The organism is Pseudoalteromonas sp. (assembly GCF_041629635.1).
Lineage (GTDB): Bacteria > Pseudomonadota > Gammaproteobacteria > Enterobacterales > Alteromonadaceae > Pseudoalteromonas.
This window is the reverse complement of sequence record NZ_JBFKMX010000058.1, coordinates 1-22538: the sequence shown is the minus strand read 5'-3', so window position 1 is coordinate 22538 and position 22538 is coordinate 1. Positions and strand designations below refer to the sequence as shown.

Annotated in this window: 20 protein-coding genes; 12 read left to right on the top strand and 8 right to left on the bottom strand. The window is 40.3% G+C overall.

The genetic code is table 11. From position 1 onward, the window contains the following. Window positions 1-234: 234 nt before the first annotated feature. The 4 genes from ABYD77_RS10060 to ABYD77_RS10045 all read left to right on the top strand — a co-directional run bounded on the left by ABYD77_RS10060 (window position 235) and on the right by ABYD77_RS10045 (window position 4091). Window positions 235-1035, top strand: a complete 801-nt coding sequence (locus tag ABYD77_RS10060) for a M48 family metallopeptidase (RefSeq protein ID WP_274762305.1) — start codon at window positions 235-237, stop codon at window positions 1033-1035. A gap of 129 nt (window positions 1036-1164) precedes the next feature. Next, window positions 1165-3414 (top strand): response regulator, encoded by a 2250-nt coding sequence (locus tag ABYD77_RS10055; RefSeq protein WP_372769456.1) that lies wholly within the window; start codon window positions 1165-1167, stop codon window positions 3412-3414. Between the two features lie 89 nt (window positions 3415-3503). Next, window positions 3504-3821 carry a CBS domain-containing protein gene (locus ABYD77_RS10050; RefSeq protein ID WP_372769454.1) on the top strand — a complete coding sequence of 106 codons (318 nt, stop codon included), beginning with the start codon at window positions 3504-3506 and terminating at the stop codon, window positions 3819-3821. A gap of 15 nt (window positions 3822-3836) precedes the next feature. Continuing rightward, on the top strand, window positions 3837-4091 hold the full coding sequence (locus ABYD77_RS10045) for a hypothetical protein (protein ID WP_372769452.1): 255 nt from the start codon (window positions 3837-3839) through the stop codon (window positions 4089-4091). 58 nt (window positions 4092-4149) lie between these two features. On the opposite strand, the gene ABYD77_RS10040 is transcribed toward ABYD77_RS10045, so the two are convergent. The 3 genes from ABYD77_RS10040 to ABYD77_RS10030 all read right to left on the bottom strand — a co-directional run bounded on the left by ABYD77_RS10040 (window position 4150) and on the right by ABYD77_RS10030 (window position 7267). Then, window positions 4150-4911, bottom strand: a complete 762-nt coding sequence (locus ABYD77_RS10040; protein WP_372769450.1) for a hypothetical protein — start codon at window positions 4909-4911, stop codon at window positions 4150-4152. 110 nt (window positions 4912-5021) lie between these two features. Beyond that, window positions 5022-5705, bottom strand: coding sequence for a sensor histidine kinase (locus ABYD77_RS10035; protein WP_372769448.1), 684 nt, complete (start codon window positions 5703-5705; stop codon window positions 5022-5024). 2 nt (window positions 5706-5707) lie between these two features. After that, window positions 5708-7267, bottom strand: coding sequence for a response regulator (locus ABYD77_RS10030; RefSeq protein WP_372769446.1), 1560 nt, complete (start codon window positions 7265-7267; stop codon window positions 5708-5710). 208 nt (window positions 7268-7475) lie between these two features. Here ABYD77_RS10030 and cysB point away from each other — a divergent pair, with 208 nt between their 5' ends. Further along, window positions 7476-8453: an HTH-type transcriptional regulator CysB gene (gene cysB, locus ABYD77_RS10025; RefSeq protein WP_372769444.1), complete on the top strand. Its 978-nt coding sequence runs from the start codon at window positions 7476-7478 to the stop codon at window positions 8451-8453. A 60-nt stretch (window positions 8454-8513) separates the two neighbouring features. Here cysB and ABYD77_RS10020 read toward each other — a convergent pair whose 3' ends face one another. The 3 genes from ABYD77_RS10020 to pabB all read right to left on the bottom strand — a co-directional run bounded on the left by ABYD77_RS10020 (window position 8514) and on the right by pabB (window position 11933). Further along, window positions 8514-9890 carry an L-serine ammonia-lyase gene (locus tag ABYD77_RS10020; RefSeq protein ID WP_372769442.1) on the bottom strand — a complete coding sequence of 459 codons (1377 nt, stop codon included), beginning with the start codon at window positions 9888-9890 and terminating at the stop codon, window positions 8514-8516. Between the two features lie 95 nt (window positions 9891-9985). Then, window positions 9986-10558 carry a CoA pyrophosphatase gene (locus ABYD77_RS10015; RefSeq protein ID WP_372769440.1) on the bottom strand — a complete coding sequence of 191 codons (573 nt, stop codon included), beginning with the start codon at window positions 10556-10558 and terminating at the stop codon, window positions 9986-9988. 19 nt (window positions 10559-10577) lie between these two features. After that, a complete protein-coding gene (pabB, locus tag ABYD77_RS10010) occupies window positions 10578-11933 on the bottom strand; it encodes an aminodeoxychorismate synthase component I (RefSeq protein ID WP_372769438.1) in 1356 nt (451 codons plus the stop codon). A 156-nt stretch (window positions 11934-12089) separates the two neighbouring features. Between pabB and ABYD77_RS10005 the strand changes: the two genes are divergently transcribed. From ABYD77_RS10005 to ABYD77_RS09995, 3 genes are all read left to right on the top strand, one after another. Beyond that, window positions 12090-13616: a fumarate hydratase gene (locus ABYD77_RS10005; RefSeq protein WP_372769436.1), complete on the top strand. Its 1527-nt coding sequence runs from the start codon at window positions 12090-12092 to the stop codon at window positions 13614-13616. Window positions 13617-14064: 448 nt separating this feature from the next. Next, window positions 14065-15105: a Glu/Leu/Phe/Val dehydrogenase dimerization domain-containing protein gene (locus ABYD77_RS10000; protein WP_010560366.1), complete on the top strand. Its 1041-nt coding sequence runs from the start codon at window positions 14065-14067 to the stop codon at window positions 15103-15105. Between the two features lie 106 nt (window positions 15106-15211). Then, window positions 15212-15859, top strand: coding sequence for a CatA-like O-acetyltransferase (locus tag ABYD77_RS09995; RefSeq protein ID WP_372769434.1), 648 nt, complete (start codon window positions 15212-15214; stop codon window positions 15857-15859). 21 nt (window positions 15860-15880) lie between these two features. Here the strand turns inward: ABYD77_RS09995 and ABYD77_RS09990 are convergent, their stop codons facing one another. Next, entirely contained in the window at window positions 15881-18247 is a 2367-nt protein-coding gene (locus tag ABYD77_RS09990; RefSeq protein WP_372769432.1) for a helicase-related protein, read from the bottom strand. A gap of 65 nt (window positions 18248-18312) precedes the next feature. Here ABYD77_RS09990 and ABYD77_RS09985 point away from each other — a divergent pair, with 65 nt between their 5' ends. Continuing rightward, window positions 18313-19260: a TRM11 family methyltransferase gene (locus ABYD77_RS09985; protein ID WP_372769430.1), complete on the top strand. Its 948-nt coding sequence runs from the start codon at window positions 18313-18315 to the stop codon at window positions 19258-19260. Window positions 19261-19323: 63 nt separating this feature from the next. Beyond that, on the top strand, window positions 19324-20145 hold the full coding sequence (locus tag ABYD77_RS09980; protein ID WP_372769428.1) for a M90 family metallopeptidase: 822 nt from the start codon (window positions 19324-19326) through the stop codon (window positions 20143-20145). Between the two features lie 140 nt (window positions 20146-20285). On the opposite strand, the gene ABYD77_RS09975 is transcribed toward ABYD77_RS09980, so the two are convergent. Continuing rightward, entirely contained in the window at window positions 20286-21197 is a 912-nt protein-coding gene (locus tag ABYD77_RS09975; protein WP_372769458.1) for a LysR substrate-binding domain-containing protein, read from the bottom strand. 142 nt (window positions 21198-21339) lie between these two features. Here ABYD77_RS09975 and ABYD77_RS09970 point away from each other — a divergent pair, with 142 nt between their 5' ends. Then, window positions 21340-21792, top strand: a complete 453-nt coding sequence (locus ABYD77_RS09970; protein ID WP_372769426.1) for a DoxX family protein — start codon at window positions 21340-21342, stop codon at window positions 21790-21792. A 16-nt stretch (window positions 21793-21808) separates the two neighbouring features. Then, window positions 21809-22507, top strand: a complete 699-nt coding sequence (locus tag ABYD77_RS09965) for a pirin family protein (RefSeq protein WP_372769424.1) — start codon at window positions 21809-21811, stop codon at window positions 22505-22507. The last annotated feature ends 31 nt before the right edge of the window (window positions 22508-22538 follow it).

Sequence of the window (22538 nt, the reverse complement as noted above, 5' to 3'; positions counted from 1 at the left end):
ATGAGCGCATGACTGCAGCTGGTATTAAACAAGCAAGTCTTCAAGTTGCAGATGCTTACAGTCGCTCACAAGGCAACCGCTTGCACAATGAAACCATGAGCTGTGAATAGCAACAGTCAAAATGTAACAGTGTATTAAGGCATTTTAATTTATTACCTAGCAATCGCTTATATTGCAGTGTGTAAATGCTTAAGTACCAATTTAACAGCGCAAAATTACACTAGGGAAAAGGGTATGAAACTATCTCATTTAGTGATTTCAATTTCATTAGCAGCAACGCTAGTTGGGTGCAAATCCAGTCCAACAGGTCGAACTCAAATTGCAATGTATTCTGAAGCTGAAATGAATCAACTTGGCAAGCAAAGTTTTGCGCAAATGAAAAAGCAACAACCGATTAATAGCGACACTAAGGTGAATCGCTATGTGCAGTGCGTTGCAGATAATGTGATTTCAGTTCTGCCAGCAAAATATGCCAAACAGCAATGGGAAGTTGTGGTATTTGAAGAACCATCTGCAAATGCGTTTGCTTTACCTGGTGGTAAGATTGGTGTGCATACTGGCCTTTTAAAAGTGGCAAAAGGGCAAGATCAACTTGCAACTGTATTAGGTCATGAAGTAGGGCATGTAATTGCAGAGCACTCTAATGAGCGCATGACTGCAGCTGGTATTAAACAAGCAAGTCTTCAAGTTGCAGATGCTTACAGTCGCTCACAAGGCAACCGCTTGCACAATGAAACCATGATGGCTTTGGGCCTTGGTACCGAATATTTAGGCATGATGCCATTTAGCCGTATGCATGAAAGTGAAGCCGATAAAATTGGTTTGGAACTTATGGCTAAGGCGGGTTTTAATCCGAAAGAGTCAGTTGAGCTTTGGCGCAATATGGCAGCTAATAATACAGGCGCGCCACCAGAGTTTTTATCAACGCACCCATCTTCAGACACGCGTATTAGTGACTTACGCAGCTGGATGCCAGATGCGATGGCGTTGCACAATCAAGCTAAGTCGCAAAACAAACAGCCGCACTGCGAATAATCTTCAAAAATTCACTTCTAATTGAGTAAGTTGACCATTACTCAATTTGAAAATGTAACAAATAGTTTAAAAAAAGAACATCTTGGACTACAGTTATTATTAAGAATAATTATAACTATCTGTAGTCCATTGAAACTTAAACATCCTTTAGCTAAACAGCTACTTGTAGGTATTTTGCTTACAAGCTCACTTCTTACATTGATGATTACCAGCACCATCATTTGGATGGATTATAAACGAGATCTTAACGTTATTGATCAGGGTTTCGCACAAATTGAAAAAAGCCATTTACCTTCTGTTACTAACGCATTATGGGCCGAAGACGAAAAACAACTTGAGCTTTTATTAAAGGGGATTAGTGAGCTACCAAACGTTTCTTCTGTCGCGATATGGCAGGATAATACCAATCGATTAATGGTCCATAAAACCAAAACAAAATATGCAAAACGAAAATCATGGGCGGTTGATTATCGTTTTAATCGGACCAAATATTACCTTGGCGAGCTAGTTGTGGTGATGGATATGTCAGGTGTTTATGGCTATTTAACTGACAAAGTGGTTGTTACCTTGCTAACGCAAGGCGCAAAAACATTTATTGTTTCGCTCATAATATTTACCTTAGTTCATTTACTTATTACCCGACATTTGAACCAACTTGCATACGCTATGAGTCATGTGAATATGTCGAGGCCTGAGAAATTTAAACTAGACAGAAAAAAATCAAGAGATGATGAAATTAACCGGTTAGTGATTGAATTTAACGAAATGATGGACGCATTGTCCAAATCGTTTAGTGACCTTAAAAAGCAAAAACAATCTGAGCAAAACGCAAATAAGTTAAAAGCTGAGTTTTTAGCAAACATCAGTGTGGAAGTTAAAACGCCAATGAATGGTTTGCTCGGAATGACACACCTCTTGTCAGCTACCAAACTGGATCACCGTCAACATAGTTATGTTAATGTTATTGAAAAAAGTGCGTTTAACATGCTGGAGTTACTAAATAGCGTGTTGGACTTTTCAAAAATTGAACATAGACAACTCTCACTAGACCAACATATTTTTGACATTCATACACTTGTGCGAGAGGTTTTCCAAGAGTGTGATTTGAAAGCGCAAGAAAAAAATCTAAGACTCTTGACCTATGTGGATCCTGCTATCACTCATTTTTTAGTAGGGGACTCGGTGCGATTAAAACAAGTACTCAGCAATTTAGTAAATAAAGCGATTAAGTATTCAGATCGAGGTGAAATTAATTTAACGGTAGATGCAGAAGTGACAACAGGTTTATCTGAATTGACCTTCAGTGTGCGCGATAGTGGTCTTGGGATAGATGAAGATACTCTTGCCAGATTAAATCAGTCCAAAAAATCGTATGCAAATGAAAGGAAAAATGCAAGCCTCGGTTTAACCATTACCCAAAATTTAGTGAGTTTAATGGGCGGAAAACTAACTATTAACTCGAAATTAGGTCTTGGCACGGATGTACGCTTTACTCTTGGCTTACCAAATAGTTCAGTAATTGAAAATCATTTTAGCGATGACTCACTATTAATTAATAAGCGTGTCCTTATCTTAGATAATAAGTTGTTTTTAGCCCGATATCTAGGGGAGTTATTTGCCGATTGGCAGATGCAAGTAACTCACGTGCAAGATGCCGATCTTGCCCTTGATTACATGTTAGGTGATGACTTACGAAAGGCGAGTTTTGATTTTGTATTGTTGTCGCATTTAGAGTTGAGTACACAGTTAGCTGATTTTTACGAAAAAATTAATCGTCATAGATTTAATCGTCCGGCGACACTTATTGTGTTTGGCGATGAGATTATGGACAGTGAAATGAGCCAATTGCTTAATATTGGCTATAATTATGTGTGGCAATTACCTAAGCACCCTTCAGCAATTAAAGCAGATTTAATCCATCAGCTTCATAGTAATACAGGCATTATGGTGACTTCAAATATTGCACCTTTAACAGTGTTAATCGCCGATGATGCACCAATTAGTCAGCGAGTTTTAAGTGCTATTTTAACGAATCGAGGTGACAATGTTCTTATAGCCAGTAATGGTGAAGAAGCTGTTAATTTATGGCAACAGCATCAGCATGATATAGACATTATTTTGATGGATTGTGCAATGCCAAAAATGAGTGGTTATGATGCTGCGCAAAAAATAAGAATGCAAGAGCCAGATGATATGCCGGGTGTACCGATTATTGCTGTTACCTCTAGTGATCGTGAAGATGAATACAATTACTGTAAATCATTTGGTATTGATGAGGTATTGTTTAAACCATTTTTACCCATTGAGTTATTAGATATTTTGTCGCAATTTAAAACGAGAATAAGACAATATAATGCGTTTAGTAATTTGAAAAAATAGAAACTCTTACCATAGTTACACTAACCCACATAGATTTTAGAGCCTTCGCACAATGATAAAATCATAATGTTCATATGTGAGGAGGTTATATGACGGACTTTAGATTGATAGAAACCATTCCAATGAGTGATGTGCAATCGATTTCTAGCATGTGTGATACTGAGGCTCTCGATATTTCAAGTAATGCCTCTCATATTGTTACCGATTTCAACCAAAAGCGTCCGCAATTAATCGAGAAAGATGTGTCTGTGGATCAAGCTTTGTATATGATGAAAATGGGGCATGTACGCTCAAAAATTGTGATTGATCATGATGAAAACTTTATGGGTGTAATAAGCTCAAGTGATTTAGCATCATATAAAGTACTGCATAATGCGCAACTTCGAAATGTATCAAGAGCTGATTAAACCGTAGAAAACCTGATGCTTAAAAAAGAGGATATGAGGGCGATAAATTTTTCAAAAATTGGTAACTACACTATCGGAGACGTGTTAACAACGTTACGCAATTTAGGTCATCAACACATTTTATTAATTGATACAGAACATGTTTTAAGAGGGCTTATTTCAGCTAGTGACATTGCAAGAACTTTGCACATCCCGATTAGCATTAATGAAAAAGCACATACCTTTAAGGAAATTTTTGATGTGGTATTTGCGCAATTAGAATCTAAATAATATGAAAGGGCGTTTATAGCGCCCTGATTTAATCTCTGCCATTCATAGTGTGTTTGATTTACCATTTCTTCTTTGGTGCAAATAGCACATCAAGGTCATCTTTTTCATTTTCACGTTTCTTTTTCGCATCCGTGGCATTTGTTGCCTTGAGCTCAGACATTATTTCATGAAGTAAATCTTCAAGCTCTTGTTTGCGTGTTTGTATATATTCATCTGTGAAGTTTAAAGAGTTTATCACCGCCAATGCTTTTTCAAAGTATTGGCGCGCTGATCCTAACATATTGGCATTACGCGCAGCTTTTCCGCGCTTAAGTTGACTATCGATATTGACTTGTAACTGCATTTTTTCTAAACGTTTATCTTCATTGAGAAAAATTTGTGTATCCATTTTTCCTTTGGAATGCTCTGAACGTACAATACTTCGTAGTTTTTTAACACCCTGCAGTAATGCGATAACTTGTTTTTCATTATCAGGAAGTGTGACTCGTTCTGCAGAAGTGTCTTGGCTTGATGAATTTTCAATACGGCTTTTTGCTTCAACTAAACGGCTTTTAATTTCTTTAGACGTTGGCGACAGTTCGGCCATTATCACTAATGCAGAATAAATTCTTCGGTATAAAACGGAAAAAAGTGCGTTAGACATCGGGATATTGGCAGAATTCATTAATACTTCTTCGGTTTCTTCAATGACTTTTTTCTGCTTGGTCAATTCAAGGCGGCGTTCCGCATTTAATTTTTCTTTATGTTGCTGAACAGCATTGACCCAAACACCAATTATAATCAAAGCTATAATTAACGTAATGATTATGTAAACTACCATAGAGTCTTTCTCATTATTATAATTCTTTTAATCTTAACTAATTCTATTTACTTAGTGTAGTGTTCTGAAAAGGAAAGTACTAATAATACCACTTTATTATCAACTTTTTATTAAGGCAAAATCAAAGTGAAACGACTTCCACCTAAGTGACTGTTGTTCGCTAGTTGAATCGATCCCTTTTGTTCTTTATTGATATGTGCTGATGCAATTAAGTTGGCAAAATAAATGCCTAATCCTGTGCGACCTTGACTTAAAAGAGCGGATGTCATTTTGTTATTGGCTTTTTCTAACATACTTTCTGGGTAACCTACACCGTTATCCTGTATTTCAATAACTAATCGATTTGCAATCTTTTGTGCACTTATTAAAATCTTGTCTGTAGTGTATTTTAACGCATTTATAAGAATATCGTTTAGTAGATTAGAAATAAGGTCGGCATCAAAATACCAAGCCAAGTCCTCTTCGACCTCACACTTAACATCAATATTCTTGTGGGTAATGTAGAGCTCATTATTGGCAAGTAATTCATCAATTACATCGTCTAAAAAGTGTTCCTCAATATTTAAAGGTAGTTGTGCATTGCGTTCGCGATAGAGCGCCAAAATTTGTAGTAAATTTGAATTAACACGCGCTACTTCGTAGTGTATTTTAGCGAATTCGGATTGTGCTTGTGGTGTATGTTCAATACTTTGGCTAATAGTATCTATTGACTGTAACAGCATGCAAAGGGAATTTTTCATATCATGCATGCTGGCACCGAGCACCACAGAAAAATCAATTTTATTATCTTCCATAGCTATCCTGATAATTTTACTTTCACAAAGTTTAACAAACTTTGACTTTGTTTATGACGATGATCATGAGGTGCAAGAGATTTTAACGCGTTTAATGACAATGCGTATTGGCGCTTTGTTAAAGTAAATTTCTGCTGTTGTTTGTCTAATTGATAAGCTGCTTGTAACAGATTCAGCGCAATATTAGGGTTGTTTGGTGAATTAGCGAGTGCAGTGGCAAAGGCTTCTTGAGCGCTTTCAAATGCTTTTTCTTTATATTTCACCATACCTTGGTTATTGAAACTCTCTGATTTTTCATGATCATCATGTGAAATCAATTTAGCTTTTTCCCTAGTGATTATAGGCTCTAGGGTGCTTGTAATACGTTCAATATCTGCATGCTTAACAACCAATTCTATTAAGTTCACAAATGCAGGGTTAAGTGGATCTGGAAAATCAGCGACTTTATTGCTACTAAGAATTAGCTTTTCACCCTTTTTACCATCCTTATCTACTAAATAATCAATAAAGTGCTGATGTAGTTCAATGGCTAGCTGTGTTTGTATACTTGGATAGAGCTTGATGATGGCTTTGTAGACATTTGGGTATTCTTTTTTCACGCGTCTTGCAAAACTACCTTGCTCGCTTAGTTGAATTGAGGTGCAAACACAAAGTTGATTTAAATAATCATCTACCTGTGCTAGACAAGAGTATTTTGCTAATTGTATAACGCGTTTGTAGGCATTAAAGGCGACTTCACGTTCGTTGTAACGTGTTGCCAAAATAGCTAATTGGCGCTGTCTTACAATAGAGTTGGGAGAATGAGCTATAGCTTTTTGGGTAATGGTATAGGCGGATTCAAAATCCTGTTGGTGAATAAAGCACTCGCAGGCTAAATCATACGCTTCAACTGCGCTTGGGTTTTTAGTTATTATTAATTTACACAATTCTAAAGCTTGATCACTTTTAGATAATGCTAAATAACAGATTGCGGCACCCATTTGTGCCCAACTTAACTCTCTACTATGAAGGATGGTGTTATAGATACTAAGTGCATCGGCATATTGTAATTGTTTTAGGTAGATATCCGCTTTCAATCTAAGACACTCAATTGCCACGCGTTTATTGTTAGCCATCAGTTGGTCGCACAATTCTTGTGCTCTTTTTGGTTTATTTTGGTTTAGGGCGGCGTAAATTGATTTGAAAAGAAGATTTTTTTCAACCAGCTTATCAAGTCGGGCTTTCAAAGTCGTTTTTGTAAAGGGTTTTGCTAAATAATCGTCGGGTCGGTATTCAAGTGCGCCCATGACTAAATCAGCTGCTGTTTCACCCGTGATTAAAACAAAACTAGTTCCATACTTTAAAACATTTCGGTGATTGAGCTCTGCAAGTAGCTGCAGCCCATTAAGCCCCTCTCCGAGGTTATAGTCAACAAGTAAAATGTCGTGGTGATGTTCGCTGTAACAGGCGAGGGCATCTTCTGCATTGGTACAAACGTCAATATGATTCACTCCAAAGCTTTCGACCATTCGCTTTAAAGAAAGACGAAATTCTGAAAAATCATCTAAAACCAGTACCGACACAGTTTTATATTTTTGCAGTGGGTTGACCATAGAAAGTAAAAATTATTTTTGATACTAATAATTTAGACGCTTTTTTCTGTTTTTTACAAAAACTTGGCTTAAGATGCCAGTCTAATAAGGAATAAATACGCTTGTTTTAAATTTATGCTTGGCATAAAAGAGACAAAAGTATATAAATAAAGGTAATAAAAAATACAAAATACTCGCTATGAAATTACAGCAGCTTAAGTACATTGTTGAAGTACTCAATCACAACCTTAATGTTTCAGCCACCGCTGAGAACTTATATACCTCGCAACCTGGTATTTCTAAACAAGTACGAATGCTTGAAGATGAGCTAGGTGTACAAATCTTTGGTCGTAGCGGTAAGCATTTAACGCACGTTACCCCTGCTGGCAAAGACATTATAAATATCTCCCGCGAAATACTGGCCAAAGTAGAAAGCATTAAAGCGGTTGCAAATGAGCATACGCTTCCTGATCAAGGTAAGCTAAATATTGCAACAACGCATACTCAAGCACGTTATGCATTACCAAATGTGATCCAAGGGTTTATGAATAAATACCCGAAAGTATCCCTGCATATGCATCAAGGTACACCGCAACAAATTTCAGATGCGGCAGCCCGTGGCGATGCCGACTTTGCTATTGCAACAGAAGCGTTGCACCTTTATTCTGACTTAATTATGTTGCCGTGTTATCACTGGAACCGCAGTATTGTGGTGGCAAAAGATCATCCGCTAGCAGCAAAAGCAAATAACTTAACGATCCAAGATGTTGCTGCGTTCCCGTTAATCACTTACGTATTTGGTTTTACTGGGCGTTCTGAGCTTGATAAAGCCTTTACAAAACATGGCTTAGAGCCACAAATCGTGTTTACGGCAACAGATGCCGACGTGATTAAAACCTATGTGCGTTTAGGCTTAGGTGTGGGTGTTGTGGCATCAATGGCAATTGATGAAATGAATGATAAAGACTTAGTGGTAATTGATGCAAGCCACTTATTTGAAGCTAGTACAACAAAAATCGGCTTTAGAAAAGGTACTTTCCTACGCAGCTACATGTATGACTTTATTGAACGTTTTGCACCGCACTTGAATAAAACCATTGTTGAACGTGCATGTATGCTACGTAATCAGGATGATGTTGATTACTTATTTAAAGATATCGAACTGCCTATACGTTAATTGATACTTTATAAAAAAAACGCCACTTAAGTGGCGTTTTTTATCGATATTTAAAGCGAATTAACACTCGATGATATTCACCGCTAAGCCACCACGAGCGGTTTCTTTATATTTGGTTTTCATATCATTACCTGTGTCCCACATGGTCTTGATTACTTTATCAAGTGATACTTTTTGCTCACCTGAGCCACGCATTGCAAGGCGTGATGCGTTAATTGCTTTTACAGCACCCATCGCATTTCGTTCAATGCATGGTACTTGTACAAGGCCACCAACAGGGTCACAGGTTAACCCTAAATTATGTTCCATACCAATTTCAGCAGCGTTTTCAATTTTATCGACATTGCCGCCTAAAATTTCAGTGAGCGCACCCGCCGCCATTGAACAGGCAACACCTACTTCACCTTGGCATCCTACTTCAGCACCGGAAATTGACGCATTCTTTTTGTAAAGAATACCAATCGCAGCAGCGGTAAGCAGGTAACGTGTTGCGATGTCTTTATCCACTTCTTTAATGAAAGTGTGGTAGTACATCAGTACAGCCGGAAGAATACCCGCAGCACCATTAGTTGGTGCGGTAACAACACGGCCGCCAGCTGCGTTTTCTTCATTTACTGCAAGGGCAAATAAATCAACCCATTCCATTGCACGCAGTGGGTCATTGTGGGTTTCTACATTTAATTGACGGTGCAAGCTTGGTGCACGACGCTTTACTTTTAAACCGCCAGGTAAAATACCTTCGGTACGCATGCCGCGCTCAACGCATGCTTTCATCACAAGCCAAATATTGTATAACTCGTCTGTGATTTCGCTTTCAGTTTTAAGGGTTTTTTCGTTTGCCATCATTAGTGCTGGCACACTTAAACCGTGCTCTTTACATTGCGCCATTAATTCAGCACCCGAATCAAACGGGTAAGGTGCAGGATTTTCTTCGCGAATTGTCAGTGCAGCTTGTTTTTCTTTTTCGAAATCTTCATCGCGTACGATAAAACCACCACCAATCGAGTAGAAAATCTCGCGGAAAACACATTCTTCGCCTTTAAACGCTTGAAGTTCCATTGCGTTAGAATGTTTTGGTAGTGTTTTGCGACGGTGGAAAATAATTGCATCTTTTTTAGGAAACGCCGCAGCATGGCTTTGATCAAGATAGATGATTTCTTCTTTTTCAATTTTTTCTAAAATGCTTGGCACACGATCCGCATCGATTGACTCAGGATCAAAACCTGCCAGACCAAGAATAACTGCTTTACCCGAACCATGACCGACACCAGTTTGCCCAAGTGAGCCAAATAACTCACAACGCACGCTAGTAATGTCGTCTAAAATACCTTGCTCTTGTAGTGACTTTACAAACAGTCTCGAAGCGCGCATCGGACCCACAGTATGTGACGAAGAAGGGCCAATGCCGATACTAAACATATCGAATGCACTTATCATACGAATATCTCTTACTTAACCATTGAACGGCCGAGTATCATAACTCTAATTTATAAACATGTTAACTTTAATTAGTATGATTAATGCTTATGTGCTTAATTTAGATGTTTAATCAAATTACGAATAATTTGTGCGGTAGCACCCCAAAGCAAACCATACTCGGTTTGAAACCCAGTTAAAGTATAGGCCGAAAAACGGCGAGTGAACTGAATATCTTGCCAATTTGTTTGATCAATCAAAGTGGCAAGGGGCAGGTAAAAAGCATTTGCCACCTCTCCAGTGGCAAGGGTTAATGTCGGTTTTTCAGGCAGTAGGGCAATATAAGGTTTTATCTCAAACCCGGTGAGCGTCCAATAACTATCCATATCGCCAATTACATGATTGTTATCAACTACGATGCCAATTTCTTCATGTGTTTCACGCAGCGCTGTGGAAAGAGGGGTTTCGTCAAAGTCCTCACATTTACCGCCAGGAAAGCAAATTTGCCCGGGGTGATGTTTTAAATACTCTGGGCGCTTACACAGCAATAAATGAATTTCATCGTTCACATTAACCAGAGGCACCAATACTGCACTTTGCTTAGCGATATTGCGCATTTGTACTGGAAAGCCAACCTCATTATTCGGCTGCTGAATATGAAAACGGGCGAGAAATTCATTTAACTGCATAAAAGTCCTAAGCAAATACCTATTCGAGTACAGGTAAAATACGATTTACTTTATCGTATGTTTCTTGCAACTCAGACTCAAGAGTTGAATCGGCAACCACGCCACCGCCAGCCCAGCAATAAATTTTACCTTTTTCACAAACCAGGGTGCGAATGGTAATGCTAGTATCCATGGTGCCACAGGCCGAAATATAGCCAATTGAGCCACAATAGATTGAGCGGCGGTGAGGTTCTAACTCTTCAATAATTTCCATTGCTCGGATTTTGGGGGCACCAGTAATCGAGCCACCGGGAAATGCTGCTTTTAATTGATCAATCGCAGTGTAACCGTCAGCAAGGGTAGATGTAACCGTTGATACCAAATGATGCACTGCGTTAAAGCTCTCAATATCAAAAAGCTTAGGTACTTCTACGGTGCCAGGTTTTGCTACTTTGCCTAAATCGTTTCTCAGTAAATCAACAATCATTACGTTCTCTGCGCGATCTTTCGGTGAATTTTCAAGGCGTGCTTTGTTGGCGTCATCAATGTTAGCATCTTGGCTTCGCGGCACGGTGCCTTTAATTGGTTTAGTTTCAACCTGACGTTCTTTTACCTGAATAAAACGCTCAGGTGAAAGTGAAAGTATTTGTTGCTCACCAGTATTAATATAAGCAGAAAACGGCGCCTGGTTTGCTCTTCGCAACTTACAATAGGCGAGCCAAGGATTGCCAGTAAAACTAGCATCAAAGCGCTGTGCTAAATTGATTTGGTAGCAATCGCCGCTTTTTAAGTATTCTTGTACTTTATTAAAACGCTCACCATAACCGTCTTTACTCAGGTTTGATTGCCATTTGGTTGTTAAAGCAAACGGTTTACGCTCGCTTTCAGCGCCTCTAAGCGGTGTGAGGTAATTATTAAGCCGTGTTTCGCTATCACAACATGGCTGTGCGATGTAAAACCACTGATTTTCGTGATGATCAAATATCAGGGCATCGGGGTAAATACCCACCAGCATCTGGCCTAAATCGATATCGTTTTTCGCAATTTCGGGTATCACTTCAATTGAGCGGCCTAAATCGTAACTAAATAAACCTAAAGCGCCGCCTGAAAACGGTAAATCAAATGGGGCTTTGTCTTTTACAAATCGGCTTATTGCGTGGTGTATTGCACTAAACCCATCAGACTCAGCTTGGTTATTATCAACAAAAGTTACATTTTTTTTCACTTCAATCAGTGAAATTGGATCAATCACAATAATATCGAAACGGTTATTAGGGTGTGCTGGGTTTGCCGAATCTAAGAAAATGGCATACTGCAAATCTGCAAAAAAACTAAAAACGTGCTCGCTAGTTAGCGCTAAGTCTAATTTTTTGCATATTAATTGTTCATTTATCATTAACTTTAACTACCAGACTGGTCGCAAACGAGTTGGGAGGTTATTATACATGCATAGTTTAACGAATTACTGCACAGATTGCATGAGTAAGCTGTGTTTGACACTATTCACACTGTAAACATTTGCCACCGTCACGGCATATAATAAGGATACATAATGAGCACTATCCGTCAGCAAGACTTTATTGACAGCATCGAAGATGCATTGCAATACATTTCGTTTTATCACCCACTAGATTTCGTACAAGCGCTTGATAAAGCGTACCAAAAAGAAGAAAGCAAAGCGGCAAAAGATGCGATTGCACAAATCTTAATTAACTCACGTATGTCGGCAGAAGGTAAGCGCCCACTGTGTCAAGATACGGGTATTGTGACGTGTTTCGTTAAAATTGGTATGGACGTTAAATGGGATAAAACCGATCTGACGGTTCAGCAAATGGTTGATGAAGGCACACGCCGCGCATACCTTAATCCAGATAACCCACTGCGTGCTTCAATTGTTGCAGACCCAGCAGGCAGCCGTAAAAACACCAAAGATAACACACCGTCAGTTGTGCATATCGATATGGTGCCGGGCGCTGAAGTTGAAGTAATGATTGCTGCTAAAGGTGGCGGTTCTGAAAACAAAACTAAAATGGTTATGCTTAACCCGTCAGACGATGTAGCAGCTTGGGTTGAAAAGACGCTACCAACAATGGGGGCGGGCTGGTGTCCACCTGGCATGTTAGGTATAGGTATTGGTGGTACAGCTGAAAAAGCAGCGGTACTTGCCAAAGAATCACTGATGGATCCGGTAGATATTCATGAGTTAATGGAGCGCGGCGCAGAAACAGCGGAAGAAAAGCTTCGTTTAGAGATTTTTGAGCGCGCAAACAAAACCGGTATTGGCGCACAAGGCCTTGGTGGTTTAACTACCGTTGTTGATATTAAAATCAAAACAGCACCCACACACGCGGCATCTAAGCCAGTAGTGATGATCCCTAACTGTGCGGCAACGCGTCACGTTCACTTCACATTAGACGGTTCAGGCCCTGCGGATCTTAAAGCGCCTAAGCTAGAAGATTGGCCAGAAGTGACATTTGAAGTAGGTGAAGATACACGCCGTGTAAACCTTGATACCTTAACAAAAGAAGACACAGCCGATTGGAAAATGGGCGAAACAGTACTGTTAAGCGGTAAAATCTTAACTGGTCGTGATGCTGCGCATAAGCGCTTACAAGACATGATTAATTCAGGTGAGGGCTTACCTGAGGGTGTTGATTTCACAAACAAGTTTATCTACTACGTAGGCCCGGTAGATGCAGTAGGCGACGAAGCAGTAGGTCCTGCAGGCCCAACAACGGCAACCCGTATGGATAAATTTACTGACTTAATGCTAGAGAACACAGGCATTGTTGGCATGATTGGTAAAGCAGAGCGCGGCCCTGCAACAGTTGAATCAATCAAAAACAACAAGTCAATTTACCTAATGGCAGTAGGCGGTGCAGCTTACTTAGTATCAAAAGCAATTAAGAAAGCAAAAGTTGTTGCGTTTGAAGACTTAGGTATGGAAGCAATCTACGAATTTGAAGTAGAAGATATGCCAGTAACTGTTGCGGTAGATAGCGAAGGTAACAACGCGCACAGCGCAGGCCCAGCAATCTGGAAAGCAAAAATTGAAGAGCTAGACGCAAAACTAAAATAATTTTTGGTTGAGCAAAAAGTTTAACAAAGTAAAAGGGCGCTTATGCGCTCTTTTTTATTGCATCACTTTAGAGTTTAACTGACAAAAACGATTGGAAATTATGCTTGAGCTGTATTCGCGCATTGATTAAGCCCTGAACCCTGTAACTTCTTCTTTACGCTCTCTCATCTCGTTGGCTTATCGCTTACGTAAACGTCAATCTACAATTTAAATATTAGCGGATCTTTGCGATATTTTGCTTGGAATAGCTCTGTAATTGCATTGTTTATTATTAAATAAAACTTAAGTGGAATTGAATATGTTTAATTGTAAGTTTAACTGGGTTGTTCATCTAAAATTGTAGTCTTGATGAAAGGATAATGTTAGAGTCGGTGCAAACCAAGAATAACCCGTTCATTTAACGCCATACTTATTATGCGCGTTAAACATTTACAAGTTGGAGAGTCGTGTGACTGTTTTTAATCGTACTGAATTTGATAATCACGAAAACGTTGTTTTTTGTGCAGACAAAGAAACTGGCTTAAAAGCAATTATTGCTGTACACAGCACTAAATTAGGCCCAGCAGTGGGTGGTTGTCGTTTATGGGATTACGCAAGTGACGAAGATGCAGTATACGATGTACTGCGCTTATCAAAAGGCATGACATATAAGAATGCAGTTGCGCGCTTACCATTTGGTGGCGGTAAATCGGTAATCATCGGTAACGCAAAAGAAATCAAATCAGATGCGCTATTTAAAGCATTTGGTCGTCATTTAGAGCGTTTAGGTGGTAGCTACTACTCAGCAGAAGACGTAAACATCACCTGTGATGACGTTGCAGTAATGAATACTGAAACAAATTATGTGCTTGGCCTTGAAGGTAAAAGCGGTAACCCATCACCATTTACAGCACTAGGCACGTTCTTAGGTATTAAAGCGGCATACCAGCACAAGCACGGTCACCAAGACTTAGCAGGTGTAAAAGTGTCAGTACAAGGTCTTGGCGCGGTTTCTTATACACTGTGTAAATACCTACACGAAGCAGGCGCAGAGCTGTTTGTAACAGACATCAACGAAGAGCGTGTTAGCCGTGTAGTAAACGACTTTAACGCAACTGCGGTTAACATTGACGAAATTTACGACCTAGATGTTGATGTATACGCGCCGTGTGCACTAGGTGCTACGATCAATGATGAGACTATTCCTCGCATTAAAGCAGGCATTATCGCAGGTTGTGCGAATAACCAGCTAGCGGAGCCGCGTCATGGTGAAATTATTCGTGAAAAAGGCATTTTATACGCGCCAGATTACGTAATTAACGCAGGTGGTATCATTAATGTTTACTACGAAACAGCGCCAGAAGGTTATAGTGCAGAAGCTGCAACTAAGCACGTTGAAGGTATATTCGATACACTAAGCGAAATCTTCAAACGCTCTGAAGACGAGCAAAAGTCAACGCACATTATTGCTGACGAACTAGCGCAAGAAATCATCGAAAACGGTTTGTAATTTATCCGTTTGTTACTTGTAAAAACACGAGTAAAAGAATGAGCTTGAAAGTTCATGCTATGCTCGGTATGGTGCCCGCAATTGCGGGCATTTTTATTTTAAGATTATGGCAACTCAAATCGACCTCTTTACTTGGCAACGCGCCGAACACTTCTCATTTTTTAAAGACTTAGCAAACCCGTACTTTTCAGTCTGTGTGCGTATAGATGCGGGTGCATTGTTTGCTGCATGTAAACAAAGTGGTCAGTCTTTCTACTTAGCTTGCCTTTACGCTTTACTGCGTGCCAATAATAGCTATCAACCAGTTTGTCATCGTATTGATAACAACCAAGTATGGCTGTGCGATAAAATTGAAATCAACGCGGTGCAATTAGATGAGCAAAACCTCTTTAAAATTTCATACTTACCTTATGCCGAGGGCTTTGCTGAATTTAGTGAAAAAGGCAAAATTGCGTTTGAAACAGCAATAAGTCAGCCATTTTTCTCAGAGCAATTTAACTCGATAGAAGGGCGCCTTAACTGTATTCATGTGTCGGTGTTACCTTGGCTTGATTTTACTGGCTTTTCCCACGCGACACCGTTTGGTGAGCAAAATGGTATTCCCAAATTTGTGTTTGGTAAATTTGATAAACAGCTTGGCACCATGCCACTCAATATTGATGTACACCACGGCTTAATGGACGGCTTTCATGTTGCGCAGTTTGTTAATGTGCTACAGCAAGAAATGGCAGCACTTGCTAAAAGCTTAGGGTGATTTTACTTAATCAAAATCCAGTTATTTAATATCCACCAATTTACTGGCGCGGCGATATTGTATTTTTGCGCCATTAAAGTTAGGTAGTTCCCACTTTTTAGGAGCTTCAACCCGTTTGCCACTAATGTAATGAAGCACCACGCGTTTTGCGCTAATAAAGTATTCCACTCTGAGTTGTTGCTGTGGCAACACCACTATTAGCGGGTAAAGCTCACAAAATTGCTGCCATGTGTAGTCATCAACTAAGCCATAGGCAAAATCACTGTTATCAAGAAGTAGCAGCTCATCAAGCGAGCTAATTTCTAAATCACTTAATACCCGTGTGATTTGTTCGTGTGGTGCTAATAATTGCCAATCGGTGCTATGCACATTTTGGTAAAGACAAAGTTGCTGGTATTCCTGTGTTAATTTTTCAAAAAGCGACTCACAAAGTGCGCCAGTTTCAATTAGGTTAACAGTGGCAGCTATAAATTCATGGCTTTTTATTAAGGCACTAAATGATTTTAAAGATGTGCCTGCGTATTGGTATTGGTAGTTGCCAATTAATTCATTTTGCTCAGTAATCTCAGAGGAGCATAGCTTTGCCTCACCTAAGTCATTATCAATAATAACGCTGGTGGTTATGGGGCTTACTTTAGTTGCCAGTGTTTTGCGGTCTTTTACTGCACGCCCAGCAAGGCTGTAGGTTTTAAGGACCAGTAGGGCATCGGGCTCGTTACTTAAGTAGCTGTCTTTGGCAATCACCACTTCTTGCTGACCATTGTTGTAACTGCCACGGCGATTTTGCTTTTTAATATATACGCAGCTCGGCAGTAAGGCGGCAATAGCGTTTTGTAATTCAGTGATGTTGTAACTTGCGTATTTACTTAGCTCGGGTAAATTAAAATGGCTACGCAGCTGGCTGGCAAATTGCTTTGCTTCAATCAGGGCGTTTTCTTCTGCGCTGATATACTCTAAAAACTGGCCGCGCACTAAGCCAATGAGTAAGCTAAAGTCGCACAGGTTCGGAAAGTCACTTTCTAATTGCAGGAACTTTTCTGCATTCTTATCTAGAGTGTAAAGTTTGGCTGGCACGCTTAGGGCACCAGCAAGGTCGGCCATTGCCTGTTTTAGGCGGTTATTTGGCATGCTTGCCACTAAATGGGAAAGCGAAACGTCAATGGGTAATGGCGCAAGGGCTTTACCATAGTCAGTTGCAGTACCCGCATCGTTAATGGCATTAATGGATTTAAGCGTTGAAAAGGCTAAACCATGGGCTTGTTGTGATAGTGGGTTGATAAAGCGCAAATTGCCAAGGGCATGATTATTGGCCGCGGCTGCTAACATCATATCTGTTAAGTTTTCACGTTGGATTTCAGGTGGTGTATGGGCTTCAAGCGGTGCATGTTGACCAAACAAGGCTAAGTAAACACCTTGTTTAATGCGCCCAGCGCGGCCGCGGCGTTGTAGTTTGGAATCATTGGCAATCGCAGTTAAATCCAGCACACTTTGGCCGTTACGAATATGTGTGCGGCGCTCAAGCCCTGAATCAATTACTACATCAACACCGGGAATGGTTAAGGATGTTTCTGCCACATTAGTCGCTAAAATAAGGCGGCGTTTATCCCCTTGTTGTAATGCGCGTTTTTGCTCGCTGATGGGGCTTGCACCATGCAAGGTGATTATATCGAATTGGTCGCTCATTCGTGCACGTAAATAACTGGCACAAAGTTGAATTTCCCCTTTGCCGGGCAAAAATGCCAATACATCTTGGCTGCCAAGTTGATACGCTTTTTCAGCGGCAAGTGCCATGCGCTCAGTCAGATTGTCTTTATGTGGCATATCACGCATAGCGGGGGCAAGGTAATGCTCATCTACCGGGAACACTTTACCTTCGGCATGTAAATGCATGCCTTGGCAATAGTTAATGAGTTGCTCAGCGTTTAATGTAGCTGAGGTGATCACCAGCTGATAGGGCTGATTGCTGGTTTTATTATGCTCAAGCAGTAAAGCCAGCAGTAAATCAGTATCCCAGCGGCGCTCATGAAACTCATCGAGCATAATGGTATTGAAATCGTTTAATAACCCTTCATTTAACCAGCGCAGTGCCACACCCGGGGTAACAAACACTATTTCGCTGTTGTCGTTTGCTTGTATTTCAAAGCGAATGGCATAGCCCACTTTTTCGCCAAGGGGTGTTTGCATTTCGTTTGCGACGCGCTCGGCAAGGCTAGTACATGGAATACGCCTCGGCTCAATGACTAATACTTTGCCGCTTTGCGTGCACCACTGTGGCAATTGGGTTGATTTTCCCGTTCCCGTGTTGGCGCTCACAATAATCGGTTGATAGCTATTGTTGTTGCCAATATGGGCTAAAAAATCGGTTTTAATCTGGTTGATTGGTAGCATGCGTTTATTTCTTTGTCCGAGTCGCGATATAATTAACGGTATTATTTGTCTATTAGGATAATGTTTTGAAAGACATTGCGATTTTGATTTCACCTGTTGCAAACGGTGCTTATTTTAACGAAACCATCGATATTGCACAAAAAGAGTTTAAACAGTGTATTGGCGAGTATGACCTTACACTAAACGAGATTGGCGGCATGCAATTTTTGCAAACCCAATTGCCAGAGCAAAAACTTGAGGCGCTAGCACGCTTATCGTTTGTACAAGGTATTTTTAGTCATCATTCGGGCACGTTAACGCCGTTATCGCTAAATACTGATTTTAACTTACACAGTGATTTTGTATTTGGTAGCAAATACAAAGGCAAAACCAATGAAATTTTAACGCAGTTGTTGCTCAATGTGGGTTTAAGTTTCTGTAAAGAAAAAGACGTCAGCAAGATTAAATTGCTAGACCCTATGTGCGGGCGCGGCACTACTTTAATGTGGGCAATGCGTTACGGCATAAAATCAAAAGGCATTGAGCAAGACCCGAATGCAGTTTTGGACTTTAGAACCTTTGCCAAAAAATGGACTAAGCTGCACCGCCAAAAGCATGAGCTAAAAGAGGGTTTTATTGGTAAAGCCAATAAACAAAACAAGGGTAAGTTTATTGATTTTACTGCTAATGGCGTTAATACCCGTATTATTAATGGCAATGCCACGACCGCGTGTGATTTATTAAAGCGTGAAAAGCAGCATTTAATCATTAGTGATATTCCTTACGGTGTGCAGCACTTTACTACGGAAAAGACCCGCAACCCAATTGCTGTGTTAGAAGAATGTGCGCCGCAATGGGCGGAGTTACTTCACAAAGATGGTATTTGCGTTATTGCGTTTAATAAATACATTCCAAAGCGCAAAGAGCTAATTGCGGTTTTTGAAGCGGCAGGCCTAAGCGCGCTTGAGTTTGAAGCGCCACACCGCATGAGCGAATCAATTTTCCGTGACGTTGTTGTTTTAAGAAAGAACTAAAAAATATATTCCCTACCTTGAACAACGCCATGCTTCACCCAATTAAATAGAAAAGGGGGAAGCATGGACTTCATATTAATAATATTAACCTTAGTATTTATCGCTGCTTATTGGTATTTCGATTCGCTACGCAATATTTACTGGGAACATAAACTAAAAGATCGCACATTAAGCGACAGCGATCGTAATGTATTACTCAAGTACATGCCGATTTATCGCCGAATGACAGATAAAGAGCGTGCACGATTAGAAAAACACATCATCTGGTTTTTAGCGACCAAAGACTTTTTAGGACGTGATGGCCTAGTGGTAAACCACGCAATGAAGTTGATTGTGGCGGCCGATGCCTGTGTCTTGGTGCTAAATAAACCGTGGCCGCTTTATAAAAATGTAAAGCAAATTTTGCTTTACCCAAGCGCCTATTATGCAAATTCAGAAAGCAGTGATGGCGCAGGCCTTGTTAGTTTTCACCAAACGGTTAGGCAAGGGGAGTCGTGGCCTGGCGGTACTTTGGTGCTTTCATGGCATGATGTGCTTAACGGTAACCGTTTACCTAATGATGGCCACAATTTAGTATTTCATGAGTTTGCCCATCAACTCGATCAAGAAACCGGTGCAACAACAGGCACGCCGCTATTAAAAGATAAACTCACCTATGAAAGTTGGGGACGCGAATTCTCTCGCGCCTACAATGTGTTAAAAGCGCATGTGGCATATGGCATGCCCCACGTTATTCACAGTTACGGTGCCACCAACGAAGCGGAGTTTTTCGCGGTGATCACCGAAACCTTTATTGAAAAGCCCAGCGAATTAAAAGCATATGATCCGGTCATTTTTGATCTATTACTGAACTACTTTGGCTTTGATCCAAGGCGCTGGAGTTAATACCAATTTTATTAATCATTTGACATTCTAGCGAGTTAAATGACCCATAAACTGCGTTTTAAAATTCTTAATTAGAACAACTACATGTCGAATTATAAGCCTTGTTTCTGAGCCATTTCTTTGTCGCAATAAATGACCAGCTAATTAATGCAATTGGTTTGAATCTGCCAGTTTGCTTGGCATAGCCGTTCAATAAACCATTGAAAGGCTTTGCCTTGATTATCTTTATGCCACGCAATGTATAAGTCTTGTTTTGGTCTTGGAATGGTGCACTCTTTTTGCACTAGTTCGCCATTTGCAAGATACGGTTTAGCAATATGACTTGGCAAAAATCCCACACCAATGCCGGCAAGTTGGGCTGCGAGTTTTGCCTGCATAGAATTAACATTGATTACTTGTTTGGCACTAAATAGCCCTGTACTTCGCTCTGGCAGCAAAGTGGAAGTGTCAGATACCACAATTGCGGGGTAGTGTTTTAAATCATCGTCGTCCAGTGGCGTAGTAACCTTTGCCAAAGGGTGCGATGCTGCCACAGCAAAGATAAAGCTTAGCTCTGCGATTTTGTGGGTGCGATACACGCCTTTTGGCAACTCGCCTGTTGCACCAATAACAATATCGGCACGCCGACTATGGAGGGCATCCCAACCGCCACCTAAAGCCTCTACGCTTAGTTGAATATCAACTTGCTCAGGCCGTTTGGTGAACTCTTTTAATAGCTCAAAAATGACATCTTCTGGGATCACAGTATCACGGGCGATGCGAAGCCGTTTTTCCCAGCCTGATTCTAATTGGCTTACAGCATCGAGCATTTTGCTGGTGGAATGCAAAATTTGCCTGCCATGTTCTAACACCAGCTTACCCGCAGGGGTAAGTACCGCTCGCTGTTTTGAACGGTCAAACAGTGGCGTGCCAATGTCTTCTTCAAGTTTTTTGATAGTGTAGCTTAGCGCCGAAGGCACTTTATAAAGTGATTCGGCTGCAGCGGCAAAACTGCCTTTTTTATCGATAGCATCGAGTGTTTTTAGGGCGTCAATAGTGATGGCTTGATACATATTTCTTTTATTCAAAAAATTTGAACTAAGGGTTCAAAATGTTCCGATTTTTTATTGAGTTTAGCATGCTTATACTTAATTTCATCATTTAAGCAGATGCTTTAACAAATTAGATAAGTTTAAAATTTTTGAGGAATAAATTATGAAAACACTATTAACAACACTTACATCAAGCCAAGCAGGTTACGCAGCACTGGCGTTAAGATTACCTATCGGCATTATTTTTATGGCACATGGCGCGCAAAAATTATTTGCTTGGTTTGGTGGTTATGGCCTTGAGGGCACGGGTGCATGGATGGAATCTATTGGCTTGGCACCGGGCTATTTAATGGCGCTAATGGCAGGCAGTGCAGAGTTTTTTGGCGGTTTATTTATTTTACTTGGCTTATTAACTCGCCCAGCGGCATTGGCACTTGCAGGCACTATGATTGTTGCAATCTTTAGTGTGCATTTTGAAAACGGACTGTTTATGTCTAACAATGGTTATGAGTTTGGCTTAGCATTATTGGCGGCAAGTATTTCTTTGGTGTTCTCGGGTGCGGGTAAAGCCTCACTGGATGCGCTTATTTCAGCTAAATTGACACAACACGCTTAATTAGGGGGAAAGTACGATGATCACACTTAGAAAAGCAAATGAGCGCGGCGGCGCTGACTATGGCTGGCTTAAGAGCAAACATACTTTCTCTTTTGCAAATTACTACGACCCAAAACACATGGGCTTTTCAGCCCTTCGTGTTATAAATGATGATGTTGTGGCACCGGGCGCTGGGTTTGATACTCATGGCCACCGCGATATGGAAATTATTAGCTATGTATTGTCAGGCACCATTGAACATAAAGACAGTGCGGGCAATATCAAAACGCTTCCTGCGGGTGAATTTCAGTTAATGTCGGCAGGCAAAGGGATTTTTCACAGTGAATACAATGCATCAAATGAAGAGCAACTGAGATTTTTACAAATCTGGATTGAGCCGAATAGTTTTGGCGACAAACCAGGTTATCAACAAAAAGATTTTGGTAAAGACGTTGGTTTAACGACGATTGTGACGCCAAATGGCGAAAATGGCACGCTTGGGATAAAACAGGATGCAAAGCTACATCAACTGATCCTTGAGCCAAAACAGCAGTATCTATTTGAATCAAATAATGCACCTGTGTATGTACATCAAGTTTCAGGCAGCAGTCTAGTTAATGCTATTCAAATTGAAAGTGGTGATGGTGCAAAAGTGTTAGATGAAACTGAATTAGTATTTGAAAACGTATCTAACACCCCAGCGACATTAATTATTTTTGAATTACCACAGGTTTAAGGAGCAGATCATGGGATTATTAGTTGAAGGT